The 23,809-nt window shown below is 75.5% G+C and carries 20 protein-coding genes and 1 riboswitch; of the genes, 4 read left to right on the plus strand and 16 right to left on the minus strand.

Annotated features, from left to right (window positions below):
- Position 1: 1 nt before the first annotated feature.
- The gene (locus tag IF651_RS06870) at positions 2-298 is read left to right on the plus strand and encodes a hypothetical protein (protein WP_191828357.1); all 297 of its coding nucleotides are present in this window, start codon (positions 2-4) and stop codon (positions 296-298) included.
- Positions 299-329: 31 nt separating this feature from the next.
- Here the strand turns inward: IF651_RS06870 and IF651_RS06875 are convergent, their stop codons facing one another.
- The 5 genes from IF651_RS06875 to IF651_RS06895 all read right to left on the minus strand — a co-directional run bounded on the left by IF651_RS06875 (position 330) and on the right by IF651_RS06895 (position 4,145).
- Positions 330-1,211 carry an LLM class flavin-dependent oxidoreductase gene (locus IF651_RS06875; RefSeq protein ID WP_191828358.1) on the minus strand — a complete coding sequence of 294 codons (882 nt, stop codon included), beginning with the start codon at positions 1,209-1,211 and terminating at the stop codon, positions 330-332.
- Positions 1,212-1,260: 49 nt separating this feature from the next.
- Positions 1,261-2,193 carry an MBL fold metallo-hydrolase gene (locus IF651_RS06880; protein WP_422110454.1) on the minus strand — a complete coding sequence of 311 codons (933 nt, stop codon included), beginning with the start codon at positions 2,191-2,193 and terminating at the stop codon, positions 1,261-1,263.
- Between the two features lie 3 nt (positions 2,194-2,196).
- The gene (locus IF651_RS06885; RefSeq protein ID WP_191828359.1) at positions 2,197-2,412 is read right to left on the minus strand and encodes a PIN domain-containing protein; all 216 of its coding nucleotides are present in this window, start codon (positions 2,410-2,412) and stop codon (positions 2,197-2,199) included.
- Positions 2,409-2,885 carry a DUF7832 domain-containing protein gene (locus tag IF651_RS06890; RefSeq protein ID WP_191828360.1) on the minus strand — a complete coding sequence of 159 codons (477 nt, stop codon included), beginning with the start codon at positions 2,883-2,885 and terminating at the stop codon, positions 2,409-2,411. The genes IF651_RS06885 and IF651_RS06890 overlap by 4 nt, the downstream gene beginning before the upstream one ends.
- A 192-nt stretch (positions 2,886-3,077) precedes the next feature.
- Positions 3,078-4,145 (minus strand): LLM class flavin-dependent oxidoreductase, encoded by a 1,068-nt coding sequence (locus tag IF651_RS06895; RefSeq protein ID WP_191828361.1) that lies wholly within the window; start codon positions 4,143-4,145, stop codon positions 3,078-3,080.
- Between the two features lie 244 nt (positions 4,146-4,389).
- Between IF651_RS06895 and IF651_RS06900 the strand changes: the two genes are divergently transcribed.
- On the plus strand, positions 4,390-4,746 hold the full coding sequence (locus IF651_RS06900; RefSeq protein WP_191828362.1) for a hypothetical protein: 357 nt from the start codon (positions 4,390-4,392) through the stop codon (positions 4,744-4,746).
- Positions 4,747-4,766: 20 nt separating this feature from the next.
- Here IF651_RS06900 and IF651_RS06905 read toward each other — a convergent pair whose 3' ends face one another.
- The 7 genes from IF651_RS06905 to IF651_RS06935 form a co-directional block, all read right to left on the minus strand.
- Positions 4,767-5,174 carry a Rid family hydrolase gene (locus tag IF651_RS06905; RefSeq protein WP_191828363.1) on the minus strand — a complete coding sequence of 136 codons (408 nt, stop codon included), beginning with the start codon at positions 5,172-5,174 and terminating at the stop codon, positions 4,767-4,769.
- A 41-nt stretch (positions 5,175-5,215) separates the two neighbouring features.
- Complete coding sequence (gene recD, locus IF651_RS06910) at positions 5,216-7,249, minus strand: exodeoxyribonuclease V subunit alpha (protein ID WP_191828364.1); 2,034 nt, start codon at positions 7,247-7,249, stop codon at positions 5,216-5,218.
- A complete protein-coding gene (locus IF651_RS06915) occupies positions 7,246-10,791 on the minus strand; it encodes a UvrD-helicase domain-containing protein (RefSeq protein ID WP_191828365.1) in 3,546 nt (1,181 codons plus the stop codon). Before IF651_RS06915 ends, recD begins: the two co-directional genes overlap by 4 nt.
- Positions 10,788-14,243: an exodeoxyribonuclease V subunit gamma gene (recC, locus tag IF651_RS06920; protein ID WP_338403833.1), complete on the minus strand. Its 3,456-nt coding sequence runs from the start codon at positions 14,241-14,243 to the stop codon at positions 10,788-10,790. The genes IF651_RS06915 and recC overlap by 4 nt, the downstream gene beginning before the upstream one ends.
- 128 nt (positions 14,244-14,371) lie before the next feature.
- Entirely contained in the window at positions 14,372-15,103 is a 732-nt protein-coding gene (locus tag IF651_RS06925; protein WP_191828367.1) for a methyltransferase domain-containing protein, read from the minus strand.
- 127 nt (positions 15,104-15,230) lie between these two features.
- Positions 15,231-16,487 (minus strand): O-succinylhomoserine sulfhydrylase, encoded by a 1,257-nt coding sequence (locus tag IF651_RS06930; RefSeq protein WP_191828368.1) that lies wholly within the window; start codon positions 16,485-16,487, stop codon positions 15,231-15,233.
- Positions 16,484-16,954, minus strand: a complete 471-nt coding sequence (locus tag IF651_RS06935) for a rhodanese-like domain-containing protein (RefSeq protein WP_191828369.1) — start codon at positions 16,952-16,954, stop codon at positions 16,484-16,486. Before IF651_RS06935 ends, IF651_RS06930 begins: the two co-directional genes overlap by 4 nt.
- Positions 16,955-17,181: 227 nt before the next feature.
- A riboswitch (SAM riboswitch) is annotated at positions 17,182-17,298 on the plus strand.
- Positions 17,299-17,328: 30 nt separating this feature from the next.
- On the opposite strand from IF651_RS06935, the gene IF651_RS06940 reads away from it, so the two are divergent.
- Positions 17,329-18,750, plus strand: coding sequence for an aminotransferase class V-fold PLP-dependent enzyme (locus IF651_RS06940; RefSeq protein WP_191828370.1), 1,422 nt, complete (start codon positions 17,329-17,331; stop codon positions 18,748-18,750).
- Between the two features lie 115 nt (positions 18,751-18,865).
- Here the strand turns inward: IF651_RS06940 and IF651_RS06945 are convergent, their stop codons facing one another.
- Complete coding sequence (locus IF651_RS06945; RefSeq protein ID WP_191828371.1) at positions 18,866-19,036, minus strand: CsbD family protein; 171 nt, start codon at positions 19,034-19,036, stop codon at positions 18,866-18,868.
- Between the two features lie 182 nt (positions 19,037-19,218).
- Between IF651_RS06945 and IF651_RS06950 the strand changes: the two genes are divergently transcribed.
- Complete coding sequence (locus IF651_RS06950) at positions 19,219-19,767, plus strand: hypothetical protein (RefSeq protein WP_191828372.1); 549 nt, start codon at positions 19,219-19,221, stop codon at positions 19,765-19,767.
- Positions 19,768-19,808: 41 nt separating this feature from the next.
- Here the strand turns inward: IF651_RS06950 and IF651_RS06955 are convergent, their stop codons facing one another.
- Genes IF651_RS06955 through IF651_RS06965 form a run of 3 tightly spaced genes read right to left on the minus strand, consistent with a single transcriptional unit; the run spans position 19,809 to position 23,678 of the window.
- A complete protein-coding gene (locus IF651_RS06955) occupies positions 19,809-20,870 on the minus strand; it encodes a MaoC/PaaZ C-terminal domain-containing protein (protein WP_191828373.1) in 1,062 nt (353 codons plus the stop codon).
- On the minus strand, positions 20,867-22,237 hold the full coding sequence (locus tag IF651_RS06960; protein ID WP_191828374.1) for a 3-oxoacyl-ACP reductase: 1,371 nt from the start codon (positions 22,235-22,237) through the stop codon (positions 20,867-20,869). The genes IF651_RS06955 and IF651_RS06960 overlap by 4 nt, the downstream gene beginning before the upstream one ends.
- Positions 22,238-22,271: 34 nt before the next feature.
- Positions 22,272-23,678 (minus strand): acetyl-CoA C-acetyltransferase, encoded by a 1,407-nt coding sequence (locus tag IF651_RS06965; protein ID WP_191828375.1) that lies wholly within the window; start codon positions 23,676-23,678, stop codon positions 22,272-22,274.
- Between the last annotated feature and the right edge of the window lie 131 nt (positions 23,679-23,809).

A 23,809-nucleotide genomic window follows, 5' to 3' on the forward strand; every position in this document is an offset into this window, starting at 1 on the left:
CATGCTTCCTGCCGTCGCGGGTATCTCTACCGTGCCCGGGCTCGTGGGCCAGCTTCTCGGGTGGGTCCTCGGCGTCGCCGCCCTGGTCCCCGGTCGGCTGGGCGCGACCGCCGAGCAGGTCCGCGAGACCGCCGTCGCCTGGGGTCTGCCCGTCACCGAGGTCACCGACCTCTACGCGTCGTTCCCCGTCCGCCTCGTCGTGGCCGCCGCCGCCGTGGTGCTCGTGAGCGCGACGGTCGTGCTCGTGCACGCGCTGCACGAGCGGCGGCGCGCACAGCGACGGCCCGTCGGGCGCTGATCCCGGGTCGGTAGACCGCCGGGTCCGGCGGTCAGCCCGCGACGACCAGGGGCCGGACCTCGCGGCCGAGGAACCGCACGAAGCCGGCGAGGTCGGGCTCGTCGGCGGTCGGCTGGATCGCGACCGCGGTGGCACCCGCGTGCGCCATCGCGAGCACGGCGTCCGCCACGGCGCGCGCGTCGCCCGCCGCCCCGATACCGATGCCGGCCTCGCGCCCCCACAGCGGCACCTCGCGGTCCACGCGCTCCTGCGCGTCCCGGCCGGTCGCGGCGATGACCGTGGCCTGCACGTCGAGGCCGGTCCGGCCGGCGTCACGTGCAGCCGACGACGCGGCGTCCGCGATCGCCCGCACCTCCGTCGGGGTGTAGGCGTTCGCGAGGATGAGGCCGTCGCCCAGCTCGCCGGCGAGCGCTACCGACCGCGGTCCGACCCCGCCGAGCCACAGCGGCACCCGCTCGACCGGCGGCCAGTCGAGGCGCACGCGGTCGAGGTTCACGTACCGGCCCGACGTCGTGACCTCCTCGCCCGCGAGCAGCGCACGCAGCGCGACCGTGTGCTCGCGCAGCAGGGTCAGCGGTGACGCGGCCCGCACGCCCGCCTGCTCCATCCAGTCCTGCACGCCGTGCCCGACGCCCGGGACGAACCGGCCCGGGAACGCGCGCCCGAGCGTCGCGACCTCCATCGCCGTGATCGCGGTGCTGCGCAGCGGCGCGGGCATGAGACCCAGGCCGACCCGCAGCCGGTCCGTCCACGCGAGCGCCGCTGCTGCCGACGTGAGCCCGCTCTGCTTGAAGCAGTCCTCCCACACCCACAGGTCGTCGAGGCCCGCGGCCTCCGCGCCCGTCGCGAGCGCCCGCAGGCTCTCCGGGGAGTGGGTGGGGACGAACGCGATACCGAGCCGAGGAGCCTTCATGCGCCCATCGTGCCCGACACCGCCGACACCGCCGACACTCTGCCGACGCTCACAGCGAGGTGCGCCGCCCGCGAGAACGTCCTCGTGGTCGCCGGACCGCCACCTGCTGCGCCCGCTGCAGGAACGCGAGCTGGGCCGCGACGCTCTGCCGCGCGGCACCGAGCACGGACGCGTCGACGTCGGCGTAGACGCGCGCGGTCACGCGCTCGACGGCGAGCGGGTCGCCGGCGGTGACGCCGAGCGAGGCGAGCGCGGCACGCACCTGGGTCAGCCGGTCGAGGCGGTGCTCGCGGTACGCCCGTACGCGTGCGGCGAGGTCGTCGATCACGGGCCCGTGCCCGGGCAGGCCGGTGACGGGCCGCCCGCCCCCGAGCCGGTCGGCGGCGTCCTGGATCGCGTCCAGGCTCGCGAGGTACGCGCCGAGCGCGCCGTCGGGCTCGGCGATGACCGTGGTGCCCGTGCCGAGCACGGTGTCGCCTGTGAGCACGCTGCCCGACGCCGCGTGGCCGGCCCGCCGGGGCGCGTCCTCCCCGCCCCCCGCGGCCGGTGCACGCGGTGCCGAGAGGGGCGGGCCGTCGTCGGGCAGGACGAGGCAGACGGAGTCCGCCGTGTGGCCGGGCGTGGCGAGGGCGTGGATGCGCACGCCGGAGGCCGTGATCGTCTCGCCGCCGACGAGCGGCGGGCCGGCATGGCAGGAGGCGGGCTCGGCGCCGCGGACCGGTGCGCCGGTGAGCGCGTGCAGCCGGGCGGACCCGGCGGTGTGGTCGGAGTGGCGGTGCGTGACGAGGACCAGCTCGACCGGGCCGGCCGCGGCGAGCGCGCGGAGGTGCGCGTCGTCGTCGGGCCCGGGATCCACGACGACGCACCCGGCGGCACCGGGAGCTCGCAGCACGTACGAGCGCGTGCCGTCGAGCGTCATGGGGCCGGGGTTGTCGGCGCGCAGCACCGAGACGAGCGGCGTGACGGGCGTGGGGGAGGGCACGGCTCAGGCGACCTGGATCGGGCCGGGGGAGCGGTCGAGAGCCGCGTCGTGGGTGCCCAGCGGGATCCCCTCGGTGATCGCCTGCGCGACGAGGAGGCGATGAGACGGGTAGCGATGCACCGGTGGCAGCCCCGCCCAGAGCAGGAGGTGGGTGTCGAGAAGGCCCTTCGCTCGTCGTACTGGGACATCGAGAGCGGTCCGGACGGTCGCAGCACTCATCCGCGCTGACGCAGGACCGCGGGGCGACCCTCGTCCTCCCACTGCGAGAACCGGGCGCTGATCAGCGGGCCGACGAGGTCGTAGGTCTCCCACGTGTCCGGGACGCGATAGACGTCCTCGGGATCGCCGGCGTCGGGGCTCGCCGCGTCGACGTAGTCCTCGAGGTAGAGACCGGCGCCGTCCGGGTCGTCCTCGTCGCCGGTGTAGTAGGCGGCGGCGAACGCTGCCGCGTCGTCGTCGAGGTCGGCGTCGGTGAGGGCACCGCCGCGGGCCAGGACGAGCCGGGCACCGGTGGCCGCTCGCGCACGCAGCCCGACGACCTCGTCGGTGGCGTCGCGCAGCAGGTCGGCGGACGCGTGGCCCTCGAGCACCGCCCAGGCGAGGAACACACCGATGTGGGTCGCAGCGCCCCCGGGCCCGACGTCCGCGGGAAGCCCTTCGCCGCCGGAGTGCCAGTCAACGTCGTCGTACATCACCCGGCGACGCTACCCCAACCCGCTGCCCGCCACCCCCGGCCGCCGACCACGCCGCCACCCGCCGTCGACACGACCTGAAGGTCGCGAAGCGGCTCAGAACGACCCTCATGGCGTGTTCGACGGCGAGCGGGGAGGGGGGAGGGGCGGGGAGGGGCGGGCGGGTCGGGGTCGGGGTCGGGGCAGGAGGGGTCAGGGGCGGAGGGCGGCGGCCAGGAGCTCGAGGGTCTGGGTGCGGCCCGGGGTCTTGTCGAGCGGCTCGTCCGTGCGGGATGCCGCGACCGGGACGATCATGACCTCTTCGACGCCGTGCCTCTCGGCCAGGCGACGGATCTCGGCGGCCGATGCGTCGGGCGTGCCGACCGCCCACCGGCGCAGCTGGTCCTCGACCATCTGCTCCGCCAGCGCGTCGAGCGGGGCCGCCAGCGCGTCCTCGACAGTCTCCAGGGACGTGAGCGGCTTGCCCGTGCGCATCCGGGCCATCATCCGCGCCTGGGGGAGCGCGCGGGCGCGCGCCTCGTCGTCGGTCTCCGCGACGGCCGCGTTGAGCGTGAGGAACGTCCGCGGCTCGGGGTTCGCCTCGCTCGGGCGGAAGCCGTCGCGGTAGAGCGCGAGGATCTCGTCGACGCCCTGGCCGGAGAAGTGGTTCGCGAACACGTAGGGCAGGCCCAGCTCGGCGGCGAGGCGCGCGGAGTAGTCGCTCGACCCGAGCAGCCAGACCGTCGGGGTGCTCTCGGCGGCGGGCGTCGCGCGCACGTCGTAGACCTGCCCGCTCGTGAGGCGCAGCTGCGCACCGTCAGGGCTCATGAGGGCGAGGATGTCCGTCACGTGCTGCGGGAAGCGGTCGACGTCGGCCGTCGGGCCGGTCGCGCGCAGCAGCTGGGTGACGACCGGGTCGGAGCCGGGCGCGCGGCCCAGGCCGAGGTCGATGCGCCCGGGCGCGATCGCCTCCAGCGCAGCGAACTGCTCCGCGACGACGAGCGGCGCGTGGTTCGGCAGCATGACACCACCGGACCCGACGCGGATGCGCTGCGTCACCGACGCCGCCGCGGCGATCATCACCGGCGGTGTGGACGCGGCCACGGCGGGCATGTTGTGGTGCTCGGCGAACCAGTAGCGCTCGAACCCGAGGCGGTCCGCGAGGCGGGCCAGGTCGAGCGACGCGGCCACCGCGTGCGCGGTGGTCTGGCCCGAACGGACCGGGACGAGGTCGAGGACGGACAGGCGGGGGGACGGCGTGACGCCGGGCGAGGTGCTCATCACCGGTGTCAACCCCGACGCCCGGAGCGACTATTCCGGGCTGGTCGGATGCTGGTCGGATGGCTGGTGGGATGCCGGGCGGATGTCGGCCCGTGGCGGGCGAGCAGCGGTGTTCATCCTGGTGAGGAGGGTCCCGTCGTGTCGAATGGCGCCGACCGTGCGGACGTTGCATCATCGCTGGACGAGGCCGGTGCAACGACGACGAGGCTGCGCACCGGACGGCCCTGGGGCGAGGGGAGCGGCCGTGGACGAGGACATCAACTTCCACGCGGACGTGGTGCTGTACTACGACTTCGACGGCGTGCCGATCGACGAACGCACATGGCACGAGCTGCGCGCGGACGACCGCTCCGTGATCGGCCTCGACGTCGTCGGCGGCTGGTCGGTCTTCACGCGCTGGGTCGGGTACGACCGGTCCGAGGGTCGCATGCCGCTCATGTACTCCACACGCGTCGAGCCGGGCGGGCTGTTCAGCTCGTCGTTCACGCGCGAGGGCGCCGAGGTGCTGCACCAGCACGTGGTCGACCGCCTCGTGGACGGCGACGCGGCGTCGCGCGCCCTGTTCGACGTCTCGCCCTGGGAGTACCCCGGCTTCGAGTGAGGGGGACGCAGCAACTGGTGTCAGTCCCGGATCGCGGCGACCGCCTCGATCTCCACGAGCTGGTCCGCGTAGCCGAGGACGGTGACGCCGAGCAGCGTGCTGGGCACGTCGTGGTCGCCGAACGCAGCACGCACGACGTCCCATGCGGCGACGAGGTCGTCCTGGCGCGACGACGCGACGAGGACGCGCGTGCTCACGACGTCCTCCAGGGTGGCGCCCGCCGCGTCGAGGGCGAGCAGCACGTTCTCGATGCACTGCGCCGCCTGCGCGGCGTGGTCCCCGGGTGCGACCGTGCGCCCGTCCGCGTCGAGAGGGCACGCACCGGCGAGGAAGACGAGTCGGGTGCCCGCGGTGACCGTCGCGGCGTAGGCGTACTGGGCGACGTCCGACAGCGCGGACGAGCGGACGAGGGTGACGTTCTTCGGCACGGTTCCTCCAGGAGGGTCGAGGTCGGTCCTGCGGACGGACGTCACGGGCCGAGCGGCTCGCGCAGCCCGCTCGCCCTCCGCACCGGATGCGCGACGGCGGCCCGCACCGCGGCCTCGCTGCCCACCACCCGGACGCCCTCCTGGGCCCGGGTGACCGCCGTGTACAGCAGCTCCCGGGTCAGGAGCGGGGAGGTCTCCGGCGGGAGCAGGAGCGTGACGCGGCGGAACTGGCTGCCCTGGGCGCGGTGGACGGTCATCGCGTGGACCGACTCGACGGGCGGGAGCCGGTGCGTGCGCACGCGCACCGGGGCGTCGGGGTCGCCGAACACCGCGACGACACCGGACGCGTCGCCGTCGGCCACGAGGACGCCGGTGTCGCCGTTGTAGAGCCCGACGTCCGGGGCGTTCGTCGTGACGATCAACGGGCGCCCCGCGACCCACGGGTTGTCGGTCGCGGGCCGATCGGTGGCCTCTTCGACCCACGCCTCGACCTGCGCCGCCCAGCGACCCCGGCCCGCAGGGCCCCGGCGGTGCGCCACCATGACGCGGTGCTCGGCGAGCGCTGCCAGGGCCCCGGTGGCGTCGCCCGCGCGGGCGGCGGCGACCAGGCGGGCACCGGCGTCGACGGCGTCGGTCCGGATCTCGGCGACGGCCGCGTCGTCGGGCTCGCCGTCCGGGGACTCGAAGAACTGCACGGTGCGGTCGCCCGCACGCAGCAGCGCGAGGACGTCGTCCGCCCTGCCCGCCTTGATCGCGGCGGCGAGCGGCAGGATCTCCGAGTCCTGGTCCTGACGGTGCACCGTGCGCAGCCGCACGACGCCGTTGCTCAACGCCGAACGGTCGTCCACCTCGTCCGGCAGGAGAGGCGGCGCATCGACCAGAGCCGTGTCCGCCGCGGCGAGGACGGCGGGCGCGCTCGGGGGCGGGGCCACCGGGGAGCGGTTCACCAGGTCGCCGAGCACCGCTCCCGCCTCGACCGACGCGAGCTGGTCCGGGTCGCCCACGAGGACGAGCCTCGCGTCGGGGCGCATCGCCTCCAGGAGTCTGGCCATCAGCGGCAACGCGACCATCGACGTCTCGTCGACGACCACCACGTCGTGCGGCAGGTGGTGATGAGCGTCGTGCTTGAACCGGGTGGTGCTCCCGGGGCGGAAGCCGAGCAGCCGGTGCAGCGTGGACGCGATGGGTGCTCCGACCCGGTCGCGGTCGGTGGGGTCGTCGAACCGGGAGACCACGTCGCGGACCGCCTCCTGGAGCCGAGCCGCCGCCTTGCCCGTCGGCGCCGCGAGCGCGACGCGCAGCCCCGAAGGCCGGGACGCGTGCGCGCCGACCGATCCGGGCACCCGAGGCGCGCCCGGCGGGGGGCCCTGCGCCCCGTCCGGCCGGGCGGCGTCGTGCAGGACGGCGAGCAGGCGGGCGACCGTCGTGGTCTTGCCGGTGCCCGGCCCGCCCGTGAGGACGGTGAGCCGGCGGTGCGCGGCGTGAGCGGCGGCGAGGCGCTGCCGGGAGTCCTGCTCGGCGGGGAACAGCCGGTCGAGGGCAGCGGCCAGACGTGCGTCGTCGACGGGCAGGTCCACCGCGGTGAGCCGACCGTCGACGTCGTGCCGCACAGCCAGCTCGTCGCGCCAGTACCGGTCGAGGTAGAGCATGCCGCCGACCCAGCGCACCGGCCGGTCGTCCGGTCCGTCCACGCCCGCCGCGACGAGCGGGCTGCGCGCGACGGCCTCGGCCCACTCGTCGGCGGGGGGCCACGGCAGGTGGTCCGTGTCCACGCCCACCGACTCCTCGTCCTCGGGCCGCCGCAGCGAGTCGAGGTCGGCGAGCCGCACGCACACCGATCCGCTGCGCACGGCGCGCACGGCGAGCGCGACGGCGAGCAGCACGCGGTCGTCGCCCTCGCCCGTCAGGCGGCCGAGGCGCAGCGCGACGCGCAGGTCCGCCGCGGAGACGACGCGCGCGACGTTGAAGGTGGCGAGCCACGCGGGGGCGCCGACGGCGAGGCGCGGGTCCCCCTCGTCGGTCGGCTCGGGCGTCGGAACGGCGGCCGGGGTGGGGGCGTGCGTGGTGGTGCTCACTCGCGACCTCCGTCGAGCAGGGCGGACAGGGCGACGACGAGCCCCTGTGGAGGCGTCCACGCGACGACGCCGTAGGGGGCGCCGTCGGGCCCGACCGGGGTGTCCGGGCCGGCCATGCCGCGCACGAACAGATAAGCGCCGCCCGCGAGGTCGCGGTCCGGGTCGTAGCCGGGCACGCGCCAGCGCAGGTACCGGTGCAGCGCGACGAGGTACAGCACGAGCTGCAGCGGGTAGTGCGACGCGAGCATCGCGTCGCACGTCGCCTCGGGGCGGTAGTCGGCGACCGTCAACGGTGCCCCGGGCGGCCCGACGCGGTTCGTCTTGTAGTCCACGACGAGATAGCGGCAGCGCGCGGGATCCGCCGGGCCGTCCGCGTGCGTCGCGGGAACGCGCAGCACGGCGTCGATCGAGCCGGTGAGGTAGCCGCGCAGCGGAACCCCGTCAGGCCCCGACTCGGTGGCCAGCGCCGCCAGCAGGTCCGGGTAGCGGGCGAACGGGTCGTCGGCGGCGAGGTGCGCGCGCAGGACTCCCGCGAGGTCGCGCAGGGTGGACGGCAGGATCCCCCGCGTCGCGTCGCCGCCGGCGAGCGGCAGCTCGAAGTCGAGCTCGGGCAGCCGGTCGCGAGGGTCGATCTCGGCGAGCGAGAGCCCGCCCGCGAGCGGCCCGAGCGGGGTGCGCAGCGCGAGGCCGAGAGCGGCCGCGAGCGCGACCGGCTCCACACCGGGGACGCGGACCGTCGCCGCCTGGGCGCACCGGGCCAGGACCTCCGCGTCGAGGTCGCCCGCGGAGGTGTCCACGTACTCAAGGATCTCGTGGACGAGCGTGCCGAACGCCGTCCCGCCCGGCTGTCCCTCGAACGCGGACGGTACGTCGGCACCCGGGGCGACCGCCCGGTCGGCCCCGGCCCCCCGGTCCGTCGTGCCCGGGCCCGCCGTGACGCCCGGGGCGTCGTCGTCGGGCGACTCCTCCGGCTCGTCCTGGATGCCCGGGTCCTCGGGCTCGGACTCGATCCCGCCGACGGGTCCGTGGTGTGCGGCCGCGGTCAGGGCCGAGTACGACGCGCGCCGCCACTCGCGGTCCGGCAGGTGGCCGCCGGTCGCGAGCGCGAGGTTCGTCTCGCCGTCGTCGGCAGGGGACCAGTGCTCGCCCTTCGGCCGGGAGTCGACCTGCTCGACGACGACCGTCCCGCCCGAGCGTGCGGCGACGGCTTCGAACGCGGCCCGCACCGCGTCGTCGCGCATCGCGTCCGGGCGCGCGTGCGGTCCCGGCTCGTCGCCGAGCCGGCGGTCGGAGAGCAGCAGCCGTGTGAGCGGGCCGGACGCCGTGTTCTTCTTGGTCGGGGTCCAGTGCACGACCACCTGGTGGCGCGCGCGCGTGAGCGCGACGTAGAGCAGACGCAGGTCCTCGCCCAGCTCCTCGTCGCGCGCCCGCTTGCGGGCATCGACGTAGCCGGGGGAGCCGACCCCGCCCACGTGCAGCACCCGCTGCCCGTGGTCGTCGTGGAACGCGAACGTCTCGAGGTCGTCCGGCTCGTACCGGTCCCAGCCGAACGGGACGTACACGACCCCGAACTCCAGTCCCTTGGCCCCGTGCACCGTGACCACCTGCACGGCGGCGGCGTCCGTCTCGAGGCGGCGGGTGCGCTCGTCGGTGAACACGGCCCCGACCTCGGCGATCCGGGCGCGCAGCCACGCGGTCAGCGCCGCCGTGCCCAGGCCGTCGGTCGTCGCGGCCTCGTGCAGCGCCTGCGTCACGTGCCTCAGGTCCGTCAGGTAGCGCTCGCCGTCCGACCGCGTCATGACGCGTTCCGTGGAGCCCCGCCGGGCCGCGACCTCCGCGACCGCGGACACACCCCGGTCCGCCAGCAGCCGCGCCCAGGCGCGGACGGTGTCGCTCAGCTCGTCGTGGTCCGCGTCGTCGGCCGAGGCAAGCCGCTGCGCGTCCCAGCCGACGAACGGGGTGAGCGCGAGCGCGGTCGCGCGGCGGTGCAGGCCGGGCTGCTCGAGCGCCGCGAGCAGCGTGAGCCAGTCCTGCGCGGCCGCCGAGCCGAACACGCTCGACGGCCCCGAGACGACGGCCGGCACCCCGAGCGCCACGAGCGCGGAGCGCACCGCCTCGGCCTGCGCGTTCGTCCGGGTGAGCACCGCGACGTCGCGAGGCTCGAGCGCCCGCCAGCGCTCCGGACCGTCCTCCGCGCTGCCGGTCCGGTCGAGCACCCGGTCTCCGCCCGTCGCGGTCCCGAGCCGGCCCGCGACGTCGGCCGCGACGTCCTTCGCGAGCAGCGACCGCGCGTCCGGGGCCGACGGCGCGGACGACCCACCGAGCCGGAACGCCCGCCGCGTGACCTGGCGCAGCCGAACCGGCGCCCCGCCGGCGAGACGGGCCGAGGGGTTCGCCGCGTCGACCGGCCGGACGACGATGCGCGGGTCGCCGAGCGCCGTCTCGCCGAGCAGTGCGTGCAGCCCGGCGAGCAACGGGCCGTCGCTGCGCCAGCTCCTGCTCAGCGTCGCCGTGTCCTGCGCGTCCTCCACGGCCTGCAGGTACGTCACGACGTCCGCCCCGCGGAAGGCGTAGATCGCCTGCTTCGGGTCGCCGATGAGGACGAGCGTGCGGTGCCCGTGGAACGCGGTGCGCAGGATCTCCCACTGGTCCGGGTCGGTGTCCTGGAACTCGTCGACCATGACGACGCGGAACCGGGACCGCACCCGTCCTGCCGCTGTCTCGCCGTGCTCGGGATCCGTCAGGGCGCGTCGCAGCAGCACGAGCAGGTCGTCGTAGTCGAGCAGGTGCATCGCGCGCTTGCGCGCCTCCACGTCGCGCCGGGCGGAGACGGCCAGGCCGTGCCGCAGGGCCGCGAGCGTCCCCGAGGGCGCGTCGGCCGGGGCGAGCACCGCGCCGTGGTCGCTCACCGCCCTGCGCACGACGTCGCGCACGTCCGCGGGTGTCAGCGGTGGCTCGCCCTGGTCGGCGAAGGTCCGCACGTACAGGTCGTCGGTCACCTCCTGGACCAGGTCCGCGACGTCCGGCAGGAACGTCGTGGTCAGGTCCACGTCCGCCGAGGTACCGAGCGCACGGAGCATCTGCTGGCAGAACCCGTGCGTCGTGGTGATGGTCGCGGCGTCGAGCTGGGACAGCGCGACGCGCAGCCGGTCACGGCGCCGGTCCAGCTCGGCGTCGTCCGTCGCGGCGAGGAACGCGACGAACGCGTCCGGGTCCTGCGCGGGGTCGGGGCCGCGCAGCGCCCGCTCGGTCGCGACGAGGCGTTCCCGGACGCGGTCGCGCAGCTCGGACGTGGCCGCGCGGCCGAACGTGACGAGCATGATCTCCGGCAGCGTCGCCACGCCCTCGGCGACGTAGCGGGCCGTCAGGGTCGCGATCGTGTGCGTCTTGCCCGTCCCCGCGCTCGCCTCGAGCACGACCGTCCCCGTCGGGAGCGCACCGAACGGGTCGAAGCGCCGCGGCGCTGCGTCGTGCGCGGTCGCCTCGTGCACGCTCGCCTCGTGCGTGTTCGCGAGCGGTGCGGCGGACTCCGGGCCGGTCATCGGGTACCTCGTTGCTCGTTCGCCAGCAGGGGGTCCCACACGCGGCGCGCGACGGCGCCGAGCCGGGACGGGTCGTCGGGCAGCCGGTCGAGGTCGGCGGGCGTCGACTGCCCGGCGACGTCGGACAGCTGCGGGTCGCGGCCCCACGCGAGGACCACGTACGGGTCCTTGCGCTCGAACCCCTTGTTCCACGACCAGCTCGCACGCATCACGGCGTCGCGGGCGTCGCTCGCGCGTCGCTCCTCCGCATACTTCAGCGACACCTCGGGCAGCAGCGGCAGCGGCTCGCGCGCGCCCTCGTCGCGCAGTGCGACCAGGTCGGCGAGCAGCGTGCCCGCCGTCGCGGTGTCCGGCGGTACGAGCGTGGACCACGCGACGGAGGCCCCGTGGGACGACCGCCCGACCGTCACCGCGTCCCACGACTGCCCGGGCGCGCTCACGGCGAGGGCGAGGACCTGCGCCCACGCACGCAGCCGGTGCTTGGGGCCGAGCCGCGAGTACTCGGTCCGTACCACACGCCGCCCGTGCACCCCCGGCACGGTGCCGACGACGGTACGCCCGTCCGGCAGGACGGCACGCACGTCCACCGTCTCCCCGGAGCGCAGCACGTCCGCGCTCGCCGGTCGCCCCGCCGCGGCGTCGGCCTCGCGGGCGGCCTCCACGGCGACGACGCGCAGCGGGCCCACCGAGTGCACCACGCGCTGCAGCGCCGTGCGGCCCAGCTCGCGCGGCGGGACCTGCCCCCGGCGCCACTCGGCCTGCATCGCTCGTCCCGGGTCGACGCCGGCGAGCGCGGCCCGCAGGACGCGGTCGCCGACGCCCCAGCCGGTCAGACCCGTCAGTGCCAGCGGGAGCCGGTCGTCCACGTCGTCGGAGTCCACGACGAGGCTCAGGTCGAGGGTGTTCTGCGCGAACCACCGGGGTGCGTTCTCCAGCAGCCGCACCAGGTCGTCGAGCTCGACGTCCCCGCCGTCGGCGCCGGACCCTCGGCCGGTCGGTGCGCCGACCGGCAGGTCCAGCGGCCGCGGCACCAGCGCGCCGACGACCTGGCGCTCGCCACGTGCCGCGCGGGCGCCGTCCAGCGCCGCGGCGTCGTGGCTGAACGCCCCGGGAACCCCCAGGGCGCCAGGGGCGAAGTTGCGCTCGTCGACGGTCTGCAACGGGTGCCGCACGACGACGTGCTCGCGCACCGGTCCGCCGCTGGACGTGGTCGCCGCCCGGTCCAGCGCGTCGAGCAGCTCCGCGACGGGCACGGCCGGGGGGCGGGCGGCACCGGTCCTCTCGTCGGCCCCGGTGTGCACGACGACGAGGTGGTCGCCCGCGGCGGCGACGGCGTCGAGGAAGATCTGCCGGTCCTCGCTGCGTGCGTCGCGCTCGCCGATCTCGGGGTGCCGCGCGAGCAGGTCGTCGCCCGCCGGGGTGGCGTTGCGGGGGAAGGCTCCGTCGTCCAGCCCGAGGAGGCACACCACGCGGTGCGGGACCGAGCGCATGGGTTCCATGGAGCACACCGTGAGGGCGCCGGTGCGGAACCCGGCGCGCGTCGGCCGGCCGGCGAGACGGTCGTCCAGCACCGCGCGCACGTCCGCCAGGCGGAGGGGTACCTGCCCGTGCGCCGACCCCGCTGCCCGCACGTCGCCGAGGACCCGGCGCGCGGCACCGATCTGCCAGGCCTCGGTCGGGGGCGCTTCCGCCAGGAGCGTCAGCGCGCGGTCGAGCGTGTCGAGCCAGTGACCCAGCGGATGCACGTCGGAGAGCCCGCCCAGCACCTCGGTCAGCCGGGCGGCCAGCTCCGCGAGGCGCCCGGCGAGGTCCACGTCCGTCGACCCGACGTCGTCGAGCGGGAGCGCGGGACCGACGAACCGGGCGTCCTCGTCGGCCATCGCCGCGCCCAGCAGGATGCGGTCCAGCGCCGCGTCCCACGTGCCCTGCCGGACGCGGGCGTCGATGCCGAACCGCGTGCGCCGCTCCCCGTCCTCGCCCCAGTGGACGCCGGCCTCGACCGCCCACCCGCGCAGGCGGTCGACGTCGTCGTCCGAGAAGCGGAACCTGCGCCGCACCGGCGCGCTCGCCGCGACGTCGAGCACCTCGGACGCGGTCACCCGGCCGTCCGCGAGGCGCAGCAGCGCAGCGAGGAGCCCGAGCACGGGGTTGGTCGTCGCCGCGCCGCGGTCGGCGAGGCTGACCCGCAGGCGCTGGCCCGGGTGGGCGTCGTCGCCGAGCTCGGGGACCGCGCCGAACGTGGCCGTCACGAGCGGGGCGAACGTCTCGATGTCCGGGCACAGCACGATGACGTCGCGCGCCTGCAGGGTCGGGTCGGCGGCGAAGATCCCGACGAGCGCCTCCCGCAGCACCTCCACCTGCCGCGCCCGGCCGTGGCACGCGTGCACCTGGACGGAGCGGTCCGTCGGGGCGAGGACGTGCCCCTGGTCGGGGGCGTCGGCGCGCAGCGCGGACTGCAGGGCGCCGAGCAGCGTGGGCGGCGGCGTCTCGGCCGCGTGATGGGTCGCCTCCGCTCCCTGCAGCCTCAGCTGCAGCTCGACGGCGTCGCGCGCCGTCGAGCCGAGGAAGGGGTGCCGGGCGAGCGGCGGGACGTCCGCGCGGCTGCCCACGACCCTCGGGGCGTCGTCGGGCGCGGTGCTTTCGATGACGTCGTCGCCGTGCGCGGCGACGCGCTCCCAGAGGGCAGGGGAGGGGTGCACGAGCCACAGGTGGAGGTCGCGGTGCTCGGCGAGGGCGCCCAGGACCCGCAGCTCGTCCTCCGGCACGCGGGTCGGCCCGAACACGGACAGGCGCGCCGGGAGGTCGACGAGGGTCGGGTCCGCGCGCAGCGCGGCGACGGCGTCCTCGACGCGCCGCGCCGGGTCCGCTCCGGGCACGCGGTCGAGCAGGCGGCGCCACAGCTGCGGCTGCCAGTCGAGGTCGTCGGGCACGGGCTCGTCGGCCGGCGACGACCGAGGGACCGGACCCGCGTCGGACCAGCCGAGCACGACGTCGGGGCGTTGCCGCGCGTAGTCGACGAGCAGGTCCGCCGCGTGCCTGGCGAGCGTCAGCCGACGACCGCGCCGCACCTCGTCGTCCGGGTCGCCGACGTACCGCGCGAGCGGAGCCGCCCACGGCTCGGCGAGGCACGCGTCGAGAACTTCGAGCACCGACCACGCGAGGCGCTCGGGCCGCCAGGGGTCGTCGTCGGGCTGCACGCCGGTGACGTCCGCGACGACCTGCTCCACGAGGCGCCTCGGCCCGCGGAAGTCGACGTTGGCGCACACGCCGCCCGGTGCCGCCGCGGCCGTCGGATCGGTGCCGAGGTGGTGCGACAGCCGCTGCGCGAGCCACCGCTCGACCCCCCGCGTCGGCACCGCGACGACGTCGGGCGTGAACGGGTCCTCCGGCGGCTGCGACAGCACGGCGGCGAGCGGTGCGATCAGCGCGTCCGCGCGCTCCGACCGGTGCACGTGCAGCAAACGAGGACCCCTGTCAGGTTGGTCATGACCGAACCGCGCCGGCCGGACGGCGACGCGCTACGAGGAGGCTACGAGGTGCCGCCCACAGGGGCGAGACGTCGTCCACACGCGCACCGCCGTCAGCTCCGTCGTGCGACGAACACCCACTCCCGCGCGGGCCGGTCCGGCGCGTCGCGGACGTCCTCGACGACGAACCCGCACGCGCCGAGCGACGCCTCGACCTCCTCGCGCGAGCGGAACCGCAGCGTCGAGTCCGAGTGGAGCACCCGCCCGTCGGGCAGGACGGTCGTGTCGTGGAAGGACACGAGCGGGAGCGCGACGTCGGTCAGCTCGGTCCAGCTCTCGACCACCCCGACGCCGGGGACGTCGACCCGGACGAACGTCTCGTCGCGCACCCAGCCCTCCCAGGCCCGGCCCGCGGGCACCCGGGTCTCGAGGACCAGGTGTCCCCCCGGGGCGAGAGCCGCGTGCACGCCGCGCAGCGTCGAGGTCCACGCGTCGTCGGTCAGGAACACCTGCGCGACGTTCGCGGTCATGGTCGCGAGGTCGACCTGCAGCGGCGGCAGGGTCAGCAGTGCGGCTGCGTCGCCGTGCACCCAGCGCACCCGGTCGGCGCCGGGCTTGGTCCGCGCCAGGTCGAGCGACGCGCCCGCCGGGTCCACGCCGACCACCTCGACCCCGCGCAGCGCGAGCAGGCACGCGAACGTGCCCGTGCCGCAGCCGACGTCCAGCACGGACCGCGCCCCCAGCTCGTCGACGACCGCCGCGTACGCGTCGAGGTCCGAGCGGTCCGGGTCGAGCGGGTCGTAGAGCGCAGCGAGTGTCGGGTCGTCGAAGATCGCGTCGGGCACGGCTCCGACACTAGTCCCGCCGCGCGCCAGCGAGATCGATCATGCCCCTATCCCCCGTCGAGCATGCGGTCGTGGCCCGTCCCAGCGTCAGGACAGGCCACAACCACATGTTCGACGGAGGGTGGGGTTAGAACCCCAGGGCCTGGGTCACGTCGGTGATGATGTCCTCGGGGGCTTCCAGGCCGATCGACAGGCGGATCGTGGTCTCCGCGATGCCGACCGCCGCGCGGCCCTCGGGGCCCAGCTTGCGGTGGGTCGTCGTGGCGGGGTGCGTGACCATCGACTTCGCGTCGCCCAGGTTGTTGGAGATGTCCACGAGCTGCAGCGCGTCGAGGAACGTGAAGGCCCGCTTCTTGGCGGTCTCCGCGTCGGTCCCGGGTGCCACGTCGAGGTCGAACGTCACGACCGTCCCGCCGCCCGTCTGCTGCGAGCGCGCGAGCTCGACCTGCGGGTGGGACTCGAGGAACGGGTAGCGGACGCGTGCGACGCCCGGCAGCTTCTCGAGCTCGCGTGCGATCCGCTCCGCCCCGGCGTTCTGCGCGGCGACACGCACCGGCATCGTCTCGAGGCCCTTGAGCAGGACCCACGCGTTGAACGCCGAGAGGGTCGGGCCCGTGTTGCGGATGAACGTCTGCACGGGCCCGCCGATGTACTCCTCGGTCCCGAGGATCGCCCCGCCCAGCACGCGGCCCTGCCCGTCGATGTGCTTGGTCGCCGAGTACACGACGACGTCCGCGCCGAGCTCGAGCGGCTTCTGCATGAGCGGCGTAGCGAACACGTTGTCGAGCACGACGACGGCGCCCGCCGCGTGCGCGAGCTCGGCCACACGTCGTGCGTCGACGATGTCCTGCATCGGGTTGGACGGCGTCTCGAAGAACACGACGTCCGCGGGCGTGGACAGCGCCTCCTCCCACTGCGACAGCACGTGGCCGTCGACGTAGTCGGTGCGCACGCCCCACTTGGCGAAGATCTCGTCGAAGATCACGACGCTCGACCCGAACAGCGCGCGCGCCGTGACGATCCGCGACCCGGACTGCACGAGCGCCGCGAGCGACGTGAACACGGCCGACATGCCCGACGCCGTCGCGTAGCACGCCTCGGCGCCCTCGATCAGGCGCAGGCGCTCCTCGAACGTGTGCACGGTCGGGTTGCCGTAGCGGGAGTAGACGAACCGGTCGAGCTCGCCCTTGAAGGCGGCCTCGGCGTCGGCCGCCCGGTCGTACGTGTATCCCTGCGTGAGGAAGAGCGCCTCGGACGTCTCCTGGAACTCGGTCCGCGCGTTGCCGCCGCGCACGGCGAGCGTCGCCGGGCGGGCGCTCGCGGGCAGCGGCTTGCGGCCGGAGCCACCGGGGACGGGTCGCCCGACGCCGTCGCCCGCGCTCACCGGTCCGTCTCCGCCTGGTCGGGGGAGTAGGTCGTGGTCGGCAGGCCGCGGACCTTCCAGCCCTCGACGTCGCGCGCGCCGGTGAAGCCGGGAGCGCCCTCGAAGCCCTCGAGCACGTTGTAGGCGGGGCCCAGCCCGGCACCGGTGGCAGCACGGGCCGCGCCGATCGAGCGCTGCCCGGACCGGCACAGGAACACGACCGGTCGCTCGTCCCCCGGCGCGAGCCCCGCCTGCGCGAGCTCGTCCAGGAACGCCGGGTTGGGGCCCTGCGGCGTCACCCACTCGTCGAACACGACGTCGCGGCCCAGCCCTGCGACGTCGGGCACCCCGATGGTGCGCCACTCGCCCACCGTGCGGACGTCCACGAGGACGGCGCGCTCGTCGGCGGCGAGCAGGTCCCATGCCTGCTGAGGCGTGAGGTCACCGGCGTAGCCGGCGGCAGGGCGGGGGGTCAGGTCATCGCTCATGGGATCTCCTCCATCGGTCGTGGCAGTAGCACCCTGCGCCCTGCCTCGCCGCGACGGCGGGGCCGGGGGGTTGCTGCGGCGTCGACGTGCCACGTCACTCGGCCGCTCCGGATGGTTGAGGGGATCGTACGTCACCGCGCCCGGTGCCGGGCCTCCGCCGGCTCAGGATGCGAGACGACGTGCCCATCGGTTGACACGCTCCGCGGGCCTCGCCCATCCTGGACGCAGGTCATGAGTGCCAGCGCAAAACCCCGGTTTGCTGGCCGGCAACCCTCCTCTCGCGGCGGGGTGCCCCGGGTGACGACCTGGCCCCGCGTCGACCGGCGTGCGGGCAAGCGCGGGGAGGACCTCCCCGACGACCCATCGGAGGACCCATGACCGCTCTCGCCGAACGCGACTGTCAGCCCGCCGCGCGAACCGTCGCCGACGTCCCCGCCCTGCTTCCCGTCGTCGGGAGCGACACGCTCGTCCCGCTCGTCGACGGCAGCAGCGTGACCTACGCCAACCTCGACGTCGCGGCGTCCGCGCCGGCGCTGCGGTCCGTCGCGGACCGCGTCACCGAGGTCCTTCCGCTGTACGCGAGCGTGCACCGCGGCGCCGGGTACCTCTCCCAGGTCTCGACCGCGCTGTACGAGGCGTCGCGCGCCACGATCGGCGTGTTCGTCGGTGCCCGGCCCGACGACGTGACGATCGTCACGCGCAACACCACCGACTCGCTGAACCTCCTCGCGGGCTGCGTGCCCGCCCGCGCGGACGGCACGCCCGGCCGGGTGCTCGTCCTCGACGTCGAGCACCACGCGAACCTGCTGCCGTGGCAGCGCACCGGCGGGGCGACGGTCCTCGCGGGCGGCGGGTCGGTCGCCGAGACCCTCTCGGGCCTGCGCGCCGAGCTCGCCCGCTTCGACTACGCGCTCCTCGCGCTGACGGGCGCCTCGAACGTCACGGGCGAGTCGCTGCCCGTCGCGGAGGTCGTGCGGATCGCGCACGACGCCGGTGCGCGCGTCCTGCTCGACGGCGCCCAGCTCGTCCCGCACCGCGGGTTCTCCCTCGCCGGCACCGGGGCGGACTACGTCGCGTTCTCGGGTCACAAGACGTACGCGCCGTTCGGCTCGGGCGCGCTCGTGGGCCGGCGGGACTGGCTCGACACCGGCACGCCGTACCTCGCCGGCGGCGGTGCGGTGAGCCAGGTCCGCGTCGACGGGACCGACTGGCAGCCGGCGCCCGCGCGCCACGAGGCGGGCTCGCCCAACGTCGTCGGCACGGTCGCGCTCGCGGCGGCGTGCGACGCGCTGGCCGCGCTCGACCCCGCCGCGCTGGGCGCGCACGAGGCCGCGCTGCGGGACGCGCTCGTCGACGGGCTGTCGGGGATCGACGGGGTGGAGGTCGTGACCGTGTGGAGCGACGCCGTCGACCCCGTCGGCGTCGTCACGTTCTCGGTGGCCGGGCACGACCCCGGCCTCGTGGCCGCCTACCTGTCGGCCGAGCACGGCATCGGCGTGCGGGACGGCCGGTTCTGCGCGCACCCGCTGCTCGCGCGCCTCGGGTACGACGCCGGAGCAATCCGCGCGTCCGTCGGTGTCGGGACGACCGGGGCCGAGGTCGTGCGTCTCGTCGGCGCGGTGCGGAGCTACGTCGAGAGCGGTCCGGGAGTGCGGTACGAGGTGGTCGACGGCTGCTGGGCCGTCGTCGACGACCCGCGTCCGGTGCCTGCCGGGTCCGGGCTGGAGGGCCTGTTCGCGACCGCCGCGGCGGGCTTCCTGGCCGACGCCGCGAGCTGCGGACCGGCGCCAGCCTGACCCTGGGGCAGCAGATCACGCGTCCGCACCCGTCGCGTCGCGCGCCCCGGCGCAGACGAGCGGGAGCGCGCGTGGGGGCACGCTCCCGCTCGTCGTCACGGGTGCACGGCGTCGACTACTTGAACGCGTCCTTGACGTCGTCGCCCGCCTGCTTCATGTTCGCCGAGGCCTGGTCGGTCTTGCCCTCGGCCTCGAGGCGCTCGTCGTCCTTCGCCTTGCCGGTGGCCTCCTTGACCTTGCCCTTGGCCTCCTCGGCCGAGTGCTTGATCTTGTCGTCCAGTCCCATCTCAGCTCCTTCGTCGTCGGACCTCGACGGTAGGCACGACCCGCTCCGCTCGCACGCGGACAGGAGTCGCCCCGGCACTCGGGCCAGGGCTGTGGACAACCTCCGGGACGTCTCCGGCGGACAGTAGGTTTGCCCCGGTTCGCAGGGGACGGACCGGCAGGTCGTCAAGGGGGAGAGGGACGATGCACCCGGATCAGCGTGAGCTCGAGCAGGGCGGGCTCGGTGGGACAGCGGACGACTGGGCGCGCGTGCTCGAGGCGGAGCGAGCACGCGAGTGCGCGCGGCGACAGGGCGAGGAGAGGCTGCTGGTGACGCCCGTCGCCCTGGTCACGGGTTCGCGCCTGCTCGGGGTCCAGGTGCTGCTCGCGGTGGTCGGCGCCGGACTCCTGCTCGGGGCGGGCACGACGCGCGAGCCGTCGGCGGGTGCGACGTGGGCCCTGGTCGGTCTCCAGGTGGTGCTCGTGCTCGTCGCCGTCGCGCTCCCGCAGTCCGTGGCCCGGGGCGGTCGGGCGTCCTGGACCGCCGCACTGCACCTTGCGGCCGGCGGCGTGGTCCTGGCCGTGGTCGACGTCCTCGTGGCGCGCGTCGCGGGATCCGGGACGCTCTCGCTGCCCGGGCTCGGGGCTGCCGCGTGCTCGGCGGCGGCGGGGCTCGGCGCGCTCGTCTCGCTCACGAGCCGGTCGGCACGCGCCTTCGTCGCCCAACGTTCCGTGCCGCTCAACCGTCGCTGAGACCCCGCGCCCGGGGTCTCAGCGACGACACCGCCGGACGGTCAGGGGCGCGGTGCGACCCGGCCCGACAGGTGCGGACGGCCGGCGCGGTCCCACGCGACGTAGGTGAGGCCGGTGCGGGGGTCGCCCGCGCCGTCGGGCACGGGAGCCTCGACCTGCTCGACGTCCTGCCGTCCCCGGGCCGACGCGTCCGCCGCGGGGCGGATGGCGACGTCCACCGTGCTCGGCAGGAGGGCCGGCTTGGCGAACGACACCGTCCAGTCGTAGGTCTCGCCGCGGCCCGCTCCCGACTCGGCGAGCGCGCGCGCCGCCGTGTACATGCCGTGGGCGATCGCGCGCGGGAACCCGAACGCCTTCGCACCGAGCGCGGACGTGTGGATCGGGTTGCGGTCGCCGGAGACGGCGGCGTACGCACGGCCCGTCCCGCCGTCGAGAGACCAGCGCGCCGTGGGCAGCGGCGGCTGGAACGTCTGGGCGTCCCGGCCCGTGTCCCGGTGCGCCTCGGGCGTCCGCCCGGCCGAGTCGTCGGGCAGGCGCGTCCCCTTCGCCAGGTAGGTCGAGACGCCGCGGTACGCGAACGTCGTCGCGGGCAGGCCGACGCCCGCGGCGCGCTCGTCGTCGGTGCGCTCGACCGAGATCTCGGTGACGAGGTCCACCTGGACACCCTTGCGGTGCGGGCGCAGGTCCTGGGCCCAGGCGCGCACCTCGAGCGTGTCGCCGAGCCGCACGGGCCGCACGAGCGAGACCGCGTTGGCGAGGTGGACCATGCCCAGCAGCGACAGGGGGAAGTCGCCGCGCACCATGAGCGCCGTCGCGAGGGGGAAGCCGAGCACGTGCAGGTACCCCGCCGGCAGGTGCTCCGACGGCGCCTCGCCGACGACCTGCGCGTAGCGCGCGAGGTGCGCGGCGCTGCCGACCGCGCCGGGCGCGGCGTCGTCCCCGGTCGCGACGCCCGCGACGCGGTACGCGACGTCGGGCAGGGCGAGGTCCGACGCGCCGCCGCCCGGCAGCCGCCGGGTCATCATCAGTCTGCCCGACGCCGCGAGCCCCTTGCCGTAGAGCCCGCCGAGTCCCGGGACGGCCGGCAGCGTCTCGACCCTCATCGGCCCACCAGGTTCTGCCCGCACACGCGCAGCACCTGCCCGTTCACGCCCGTGGCCGCGGGCGAGGCGAGGAACGCGATGGCCTCGGCGACGTCGACCGGCCGGCCGCCCTGCTGGAGCGAGGCGACCCGGCGTGCGACCTCGCGCGTGACGAACGGGATCGACGCGGTCATCTCGGTCTCGATGAACCCGGGCGCGACGGCGTTCGCCGTCCCGCCGAGGTCCGCGAGCCGCGCCGCGAACGCGCGCGTGTGCCCGATGACCCCGGCCTTGGAGAACGCGTAGTTCGACTGGCCGCGGTTGCCCGCGATACCGCTCGTCGAGGCGAGCGAGACGATGCGCGGCTCGGCCGAGAACCCGCTCGCGCCGAGGAGGTGCTCGGAGATGCGGACCTGGGCGGCGAGGTTCACCGCGATCACGGCGTCCCACCTGTCGGCCGTCATGTTGGCGAGCAGCTTGTCGCGCAGGATGCCCGCGTTGTGGATCAGGACGTCGAGCCCGCCGTGGCGTGCCCGGGCGTGCTCGAGGATGCGCGCGCCCGCGTCGTCGGCGGTCACGTCGAGCTGGAGCGCGGTGCCCCCGATCTCGTTGGCGACCGTGGTGAGCTGCTCGCCCGCGGCGGGGACGTCCACGACGACGACCCGCGCGCCGTCGCGGGCGAGGGTCCGGGCGACCTGGGCGCCGATGCCGCGCGCGGCACCGGTGACGACGGCGACCTTGCCCTCGAGGGGCCGGTCCCAGTACGCGCCGGCCACGCCGACGTCGGCCACCGGCGACCCGACGCGGAGCACCTGGCCGTCGACGAACGCCGAGCGTGCCGAGAGGAAGAACCGCAGTGCCGCGAGGGAGCTGACGGCGTCGACGGGCACCTCGTCGCGGCTCGTGACGAGCTGGACCCCGTTGCCGGTCGCGCCGTAGCGCAGCTCCTTGGCGACGGAGCGCAGGAACCCGTCCACGCCCTCGCGGGCGGCGGCGAGGGCCGGGTCGTCGCCGTCGGCGGGGGCACGCGAGATCGTCACGACGCGGCCGTTCGGCGCGAGGCGCCGCAGGTTCGCCGCGAGCGCCAGGACGGTCGGCGACGCGTCCTCGGGCCGGGCGATCTCGGTGAGCACGACGACGATCGCTCCCCACCGGGTGCTGTCGTCGGCGTTCTGGCGCACGTCCAGGTCCCAGCCGAGCAGCGCGTCGGCGACGCGGTCGGCGTCGTCGGCCACGCCGGGAGTGCCGCCGAGCACGAGCACGGGCCCGACGGTCAGAGGATCACCCGCGCGGAAGCGGCGGAGCACCGCCGGGCGGGGCAGCCCGAGCTTCTTGGCGAGGGTCTTGGTGAAGCCGGAGTTGACGGCCTTGACGTAGGAGTCGGTCACGGTGGGGGTTCCTCTCGGGTCGTCGGTCGGGCCGTCAGGCGGTGGCGTCGGTGCTGTGGACCGACTCCAGGATCATCGCGACGCCGAGGCCGCCGGCGGCGCACACGGAGATGAGCGCGCGCGTGGTGCCGCCGGTCTCGGCAGCCTTGCGTGCGACGAGCTTGGCCGCCGTCGCGACGATGCGTCCGCCGGTCGCGGCGAACGGGTGGCCCGCCGCGAGGGACGACCCGGTGACGTTGAGGCGGCCGCGGTCGATCGACCCGAGCCGGCCGTCGAGCCCGAGCTCGGTGCGGCAGTACTCGTCGTCCTCCCACGCCGCGAGCGTCGTGAGCACCGTCGAGGCGAACGCCTCGTGGATCTCGTAGAAGTCGAGGTCGCCCAGCATCAGGCCGTTGCGGGCCAGGAGGCGTGGCACGGCATGCGCCGGGGCCATGAGCAGCCCTTCGTGGCCGTGCACGTAGTCGACCGCGGCGGTCTCGGCGTCGACGACGCGCGCGAGCAGCGGGAGGTTGCGCTCGGACGCCCACTCGCGCGAGCCGAGCAGGACGGTCGACGCGCCGTCGGTCAGGGGGGTCGAGTTCCCCGCGGTCATCGTCGGCTCGGGACCGTCGCGGTGGCCGCTGTCGTCCGGCGACCCGCCGAGGCGCTTGCCGTAGACCGGCTTGAGCCTCGCGAGCTTCTCGAGCGACGAGTCGGCGCGCAGGTTCTGGTCGCGCACGAGCCCGCGGTGCGGCGTGACCAGGTCGTCGAAGAACCCGGCGTCCCACGCCGCGGCCAGGTGCTCGTGCGAGGCGAGCGCGAGCGCGTCCTGCGCCTCGCGCGTGATGCCCCAGCGCGCGGTGGTGATCGCCTGGTGCTCACCCATCGACAGGCCGGTGCGCGGCTCGTCGGTCGAGGGCGTCAGCGGCGCGAGGTCGGACGGGCGGACCGAGCCGAAGGCCTTCACGCGCGCACCGAAGGTCTTGGCGTGGCTGGCTTCGAGCAGCGCGCGACGGAGCCCTTCGCTCACGGCGATCGGAGCGTCGGAGACCGTGTCGCTCCCGCCGGCGACCCCCGACTCGACCTGGCCCAGCCGGATCTTGTTCGAGACGGCGATCGCCGCCTCGAGCCCGGTGGCGCACGCCTGCTGGAGGTCGTACGCCGGGGTCTGCGCGGACAGCGAGGAGCCGAGCACGCTCTCGCGCACGAGGTTGAAGTCGCGTGCGTGCTTGAGCACCGCGCCGCCGACGACCTCCCCGAGCCGCTCGCCCTGGAGCCCGTAGCGCGCGACGAGCCCTTCGAGCGCGGCGGTGAACATCTCCTGGTTGCTCGCCCGGGAGTACTTCCCGCCGGCCCGCGCGAACGGGATCCGGTTGCCGCCGATCACGTAGGCGTCGCGCGGGGCGCCGCTCGTGGGTGCCGGGGCGCCTGCGGTCGGTACGGGGGGATTCCTGGTGGCCACTGCGTCTCACTTCCTCGTCGCGCTTCGGAACTGGTGTCCAATACCCACAGTACCTGATACTCTCGGTATCGGAAGGTGGGGCGACACTCGTGCTGCCTTCCGCCCCAGCACGCAGGCAGCAGCAGGCAGCA

This window comes from Cellulosimicrobium arenosum (assembly GCF_014837295.1).
Taxonomy (GTDB): Bacteria; Actinomycetota; Actinomycetes; order Actinomycetales; family Cellulomonadaceae; genus Cellulosimicrobium; species Cellulosimicrobium arenosum.

Bases quoted from the DNA above. Each gene is read 5' to 3' on its own strand.
- IF651_RS06950 (WP_191828372.1), top strand. From the start codon at position 19,219: ATGCACCCGGATCAGCGTGAGCTCGAGCAGGGCGGGCTCGGTGGGACA.
- IF651_RS06885 (WP_191828359.1), bottom strand. From the start codon at position 2,412: ATGAGTGCTGCGACCGTCCGGACCGCTCTCGATGTCCCAGTACGACGA.
- IF651_RS06955 (WP_191828373.1), bottom strand. From the start codon at position 20,870: ATGAGGGTCGAGACGCTGCCGGCCGTCCCGGGACTCGGCGGGCTCTAC.
- IF651_RS06890 (WP_191828360.1), bottom strand. From the start codon at position 2,885: ATGTACGACGACGTTGACTGGCACTCCGGCGGCGAAGGGCTTCCCGCG.
- IF651_RS06875 (WP_191828358.1), bottom strand. From the start codon at position 1,211: ATGAAGGCTCCTCGGCTCGGTATCGCGTTCGTCCCCACCCACTCCCCG.
- IF651_RS06940 (WP_191828370.1), top strand. From the start codon at position 17,329: ATGACCGCTCTCGCCGAACGCGACTGTCAGCCCGCCGCGCGAACCGTC.
- IF651_RS06935 (WP_191828369.1), bottom strand. From the start codon at position 16,954: ATGAGCGATGACCTGACCCCCCGCCCTGCCGCCGGCTACGCCGGTGAC.
- IF651_RS06895 (WP_191828361.1), bottom strand. From the start codon at position 4,145: ATGAGCACCTCGCCCGGCGTCACGCCGTCCCCCCGCCTGTCCGTCCTC.
- IF651_RS06945 (WP_191828371.1), bottom strand. From the start codon at position 19,036: ATGGGACTGGACGACAAGATCAAGCACTCGGCCGAGGAGGCCAAGGGC.
- IF651_RS06915 (WP_191828365.1), bottom strand. From the start codon at position 10,791: ATGACCGGCCCGGAGTCCGCCGCACCGCTCGCGAACACGCACGAGGCG.
- IF651_RS06870 (WP_191828357.1), top strand. From the start codon at position 2: ATGCTTCCTGCCGTCGCGGGTATCTCTACCGTGCCCGGGCTCGTGGGC.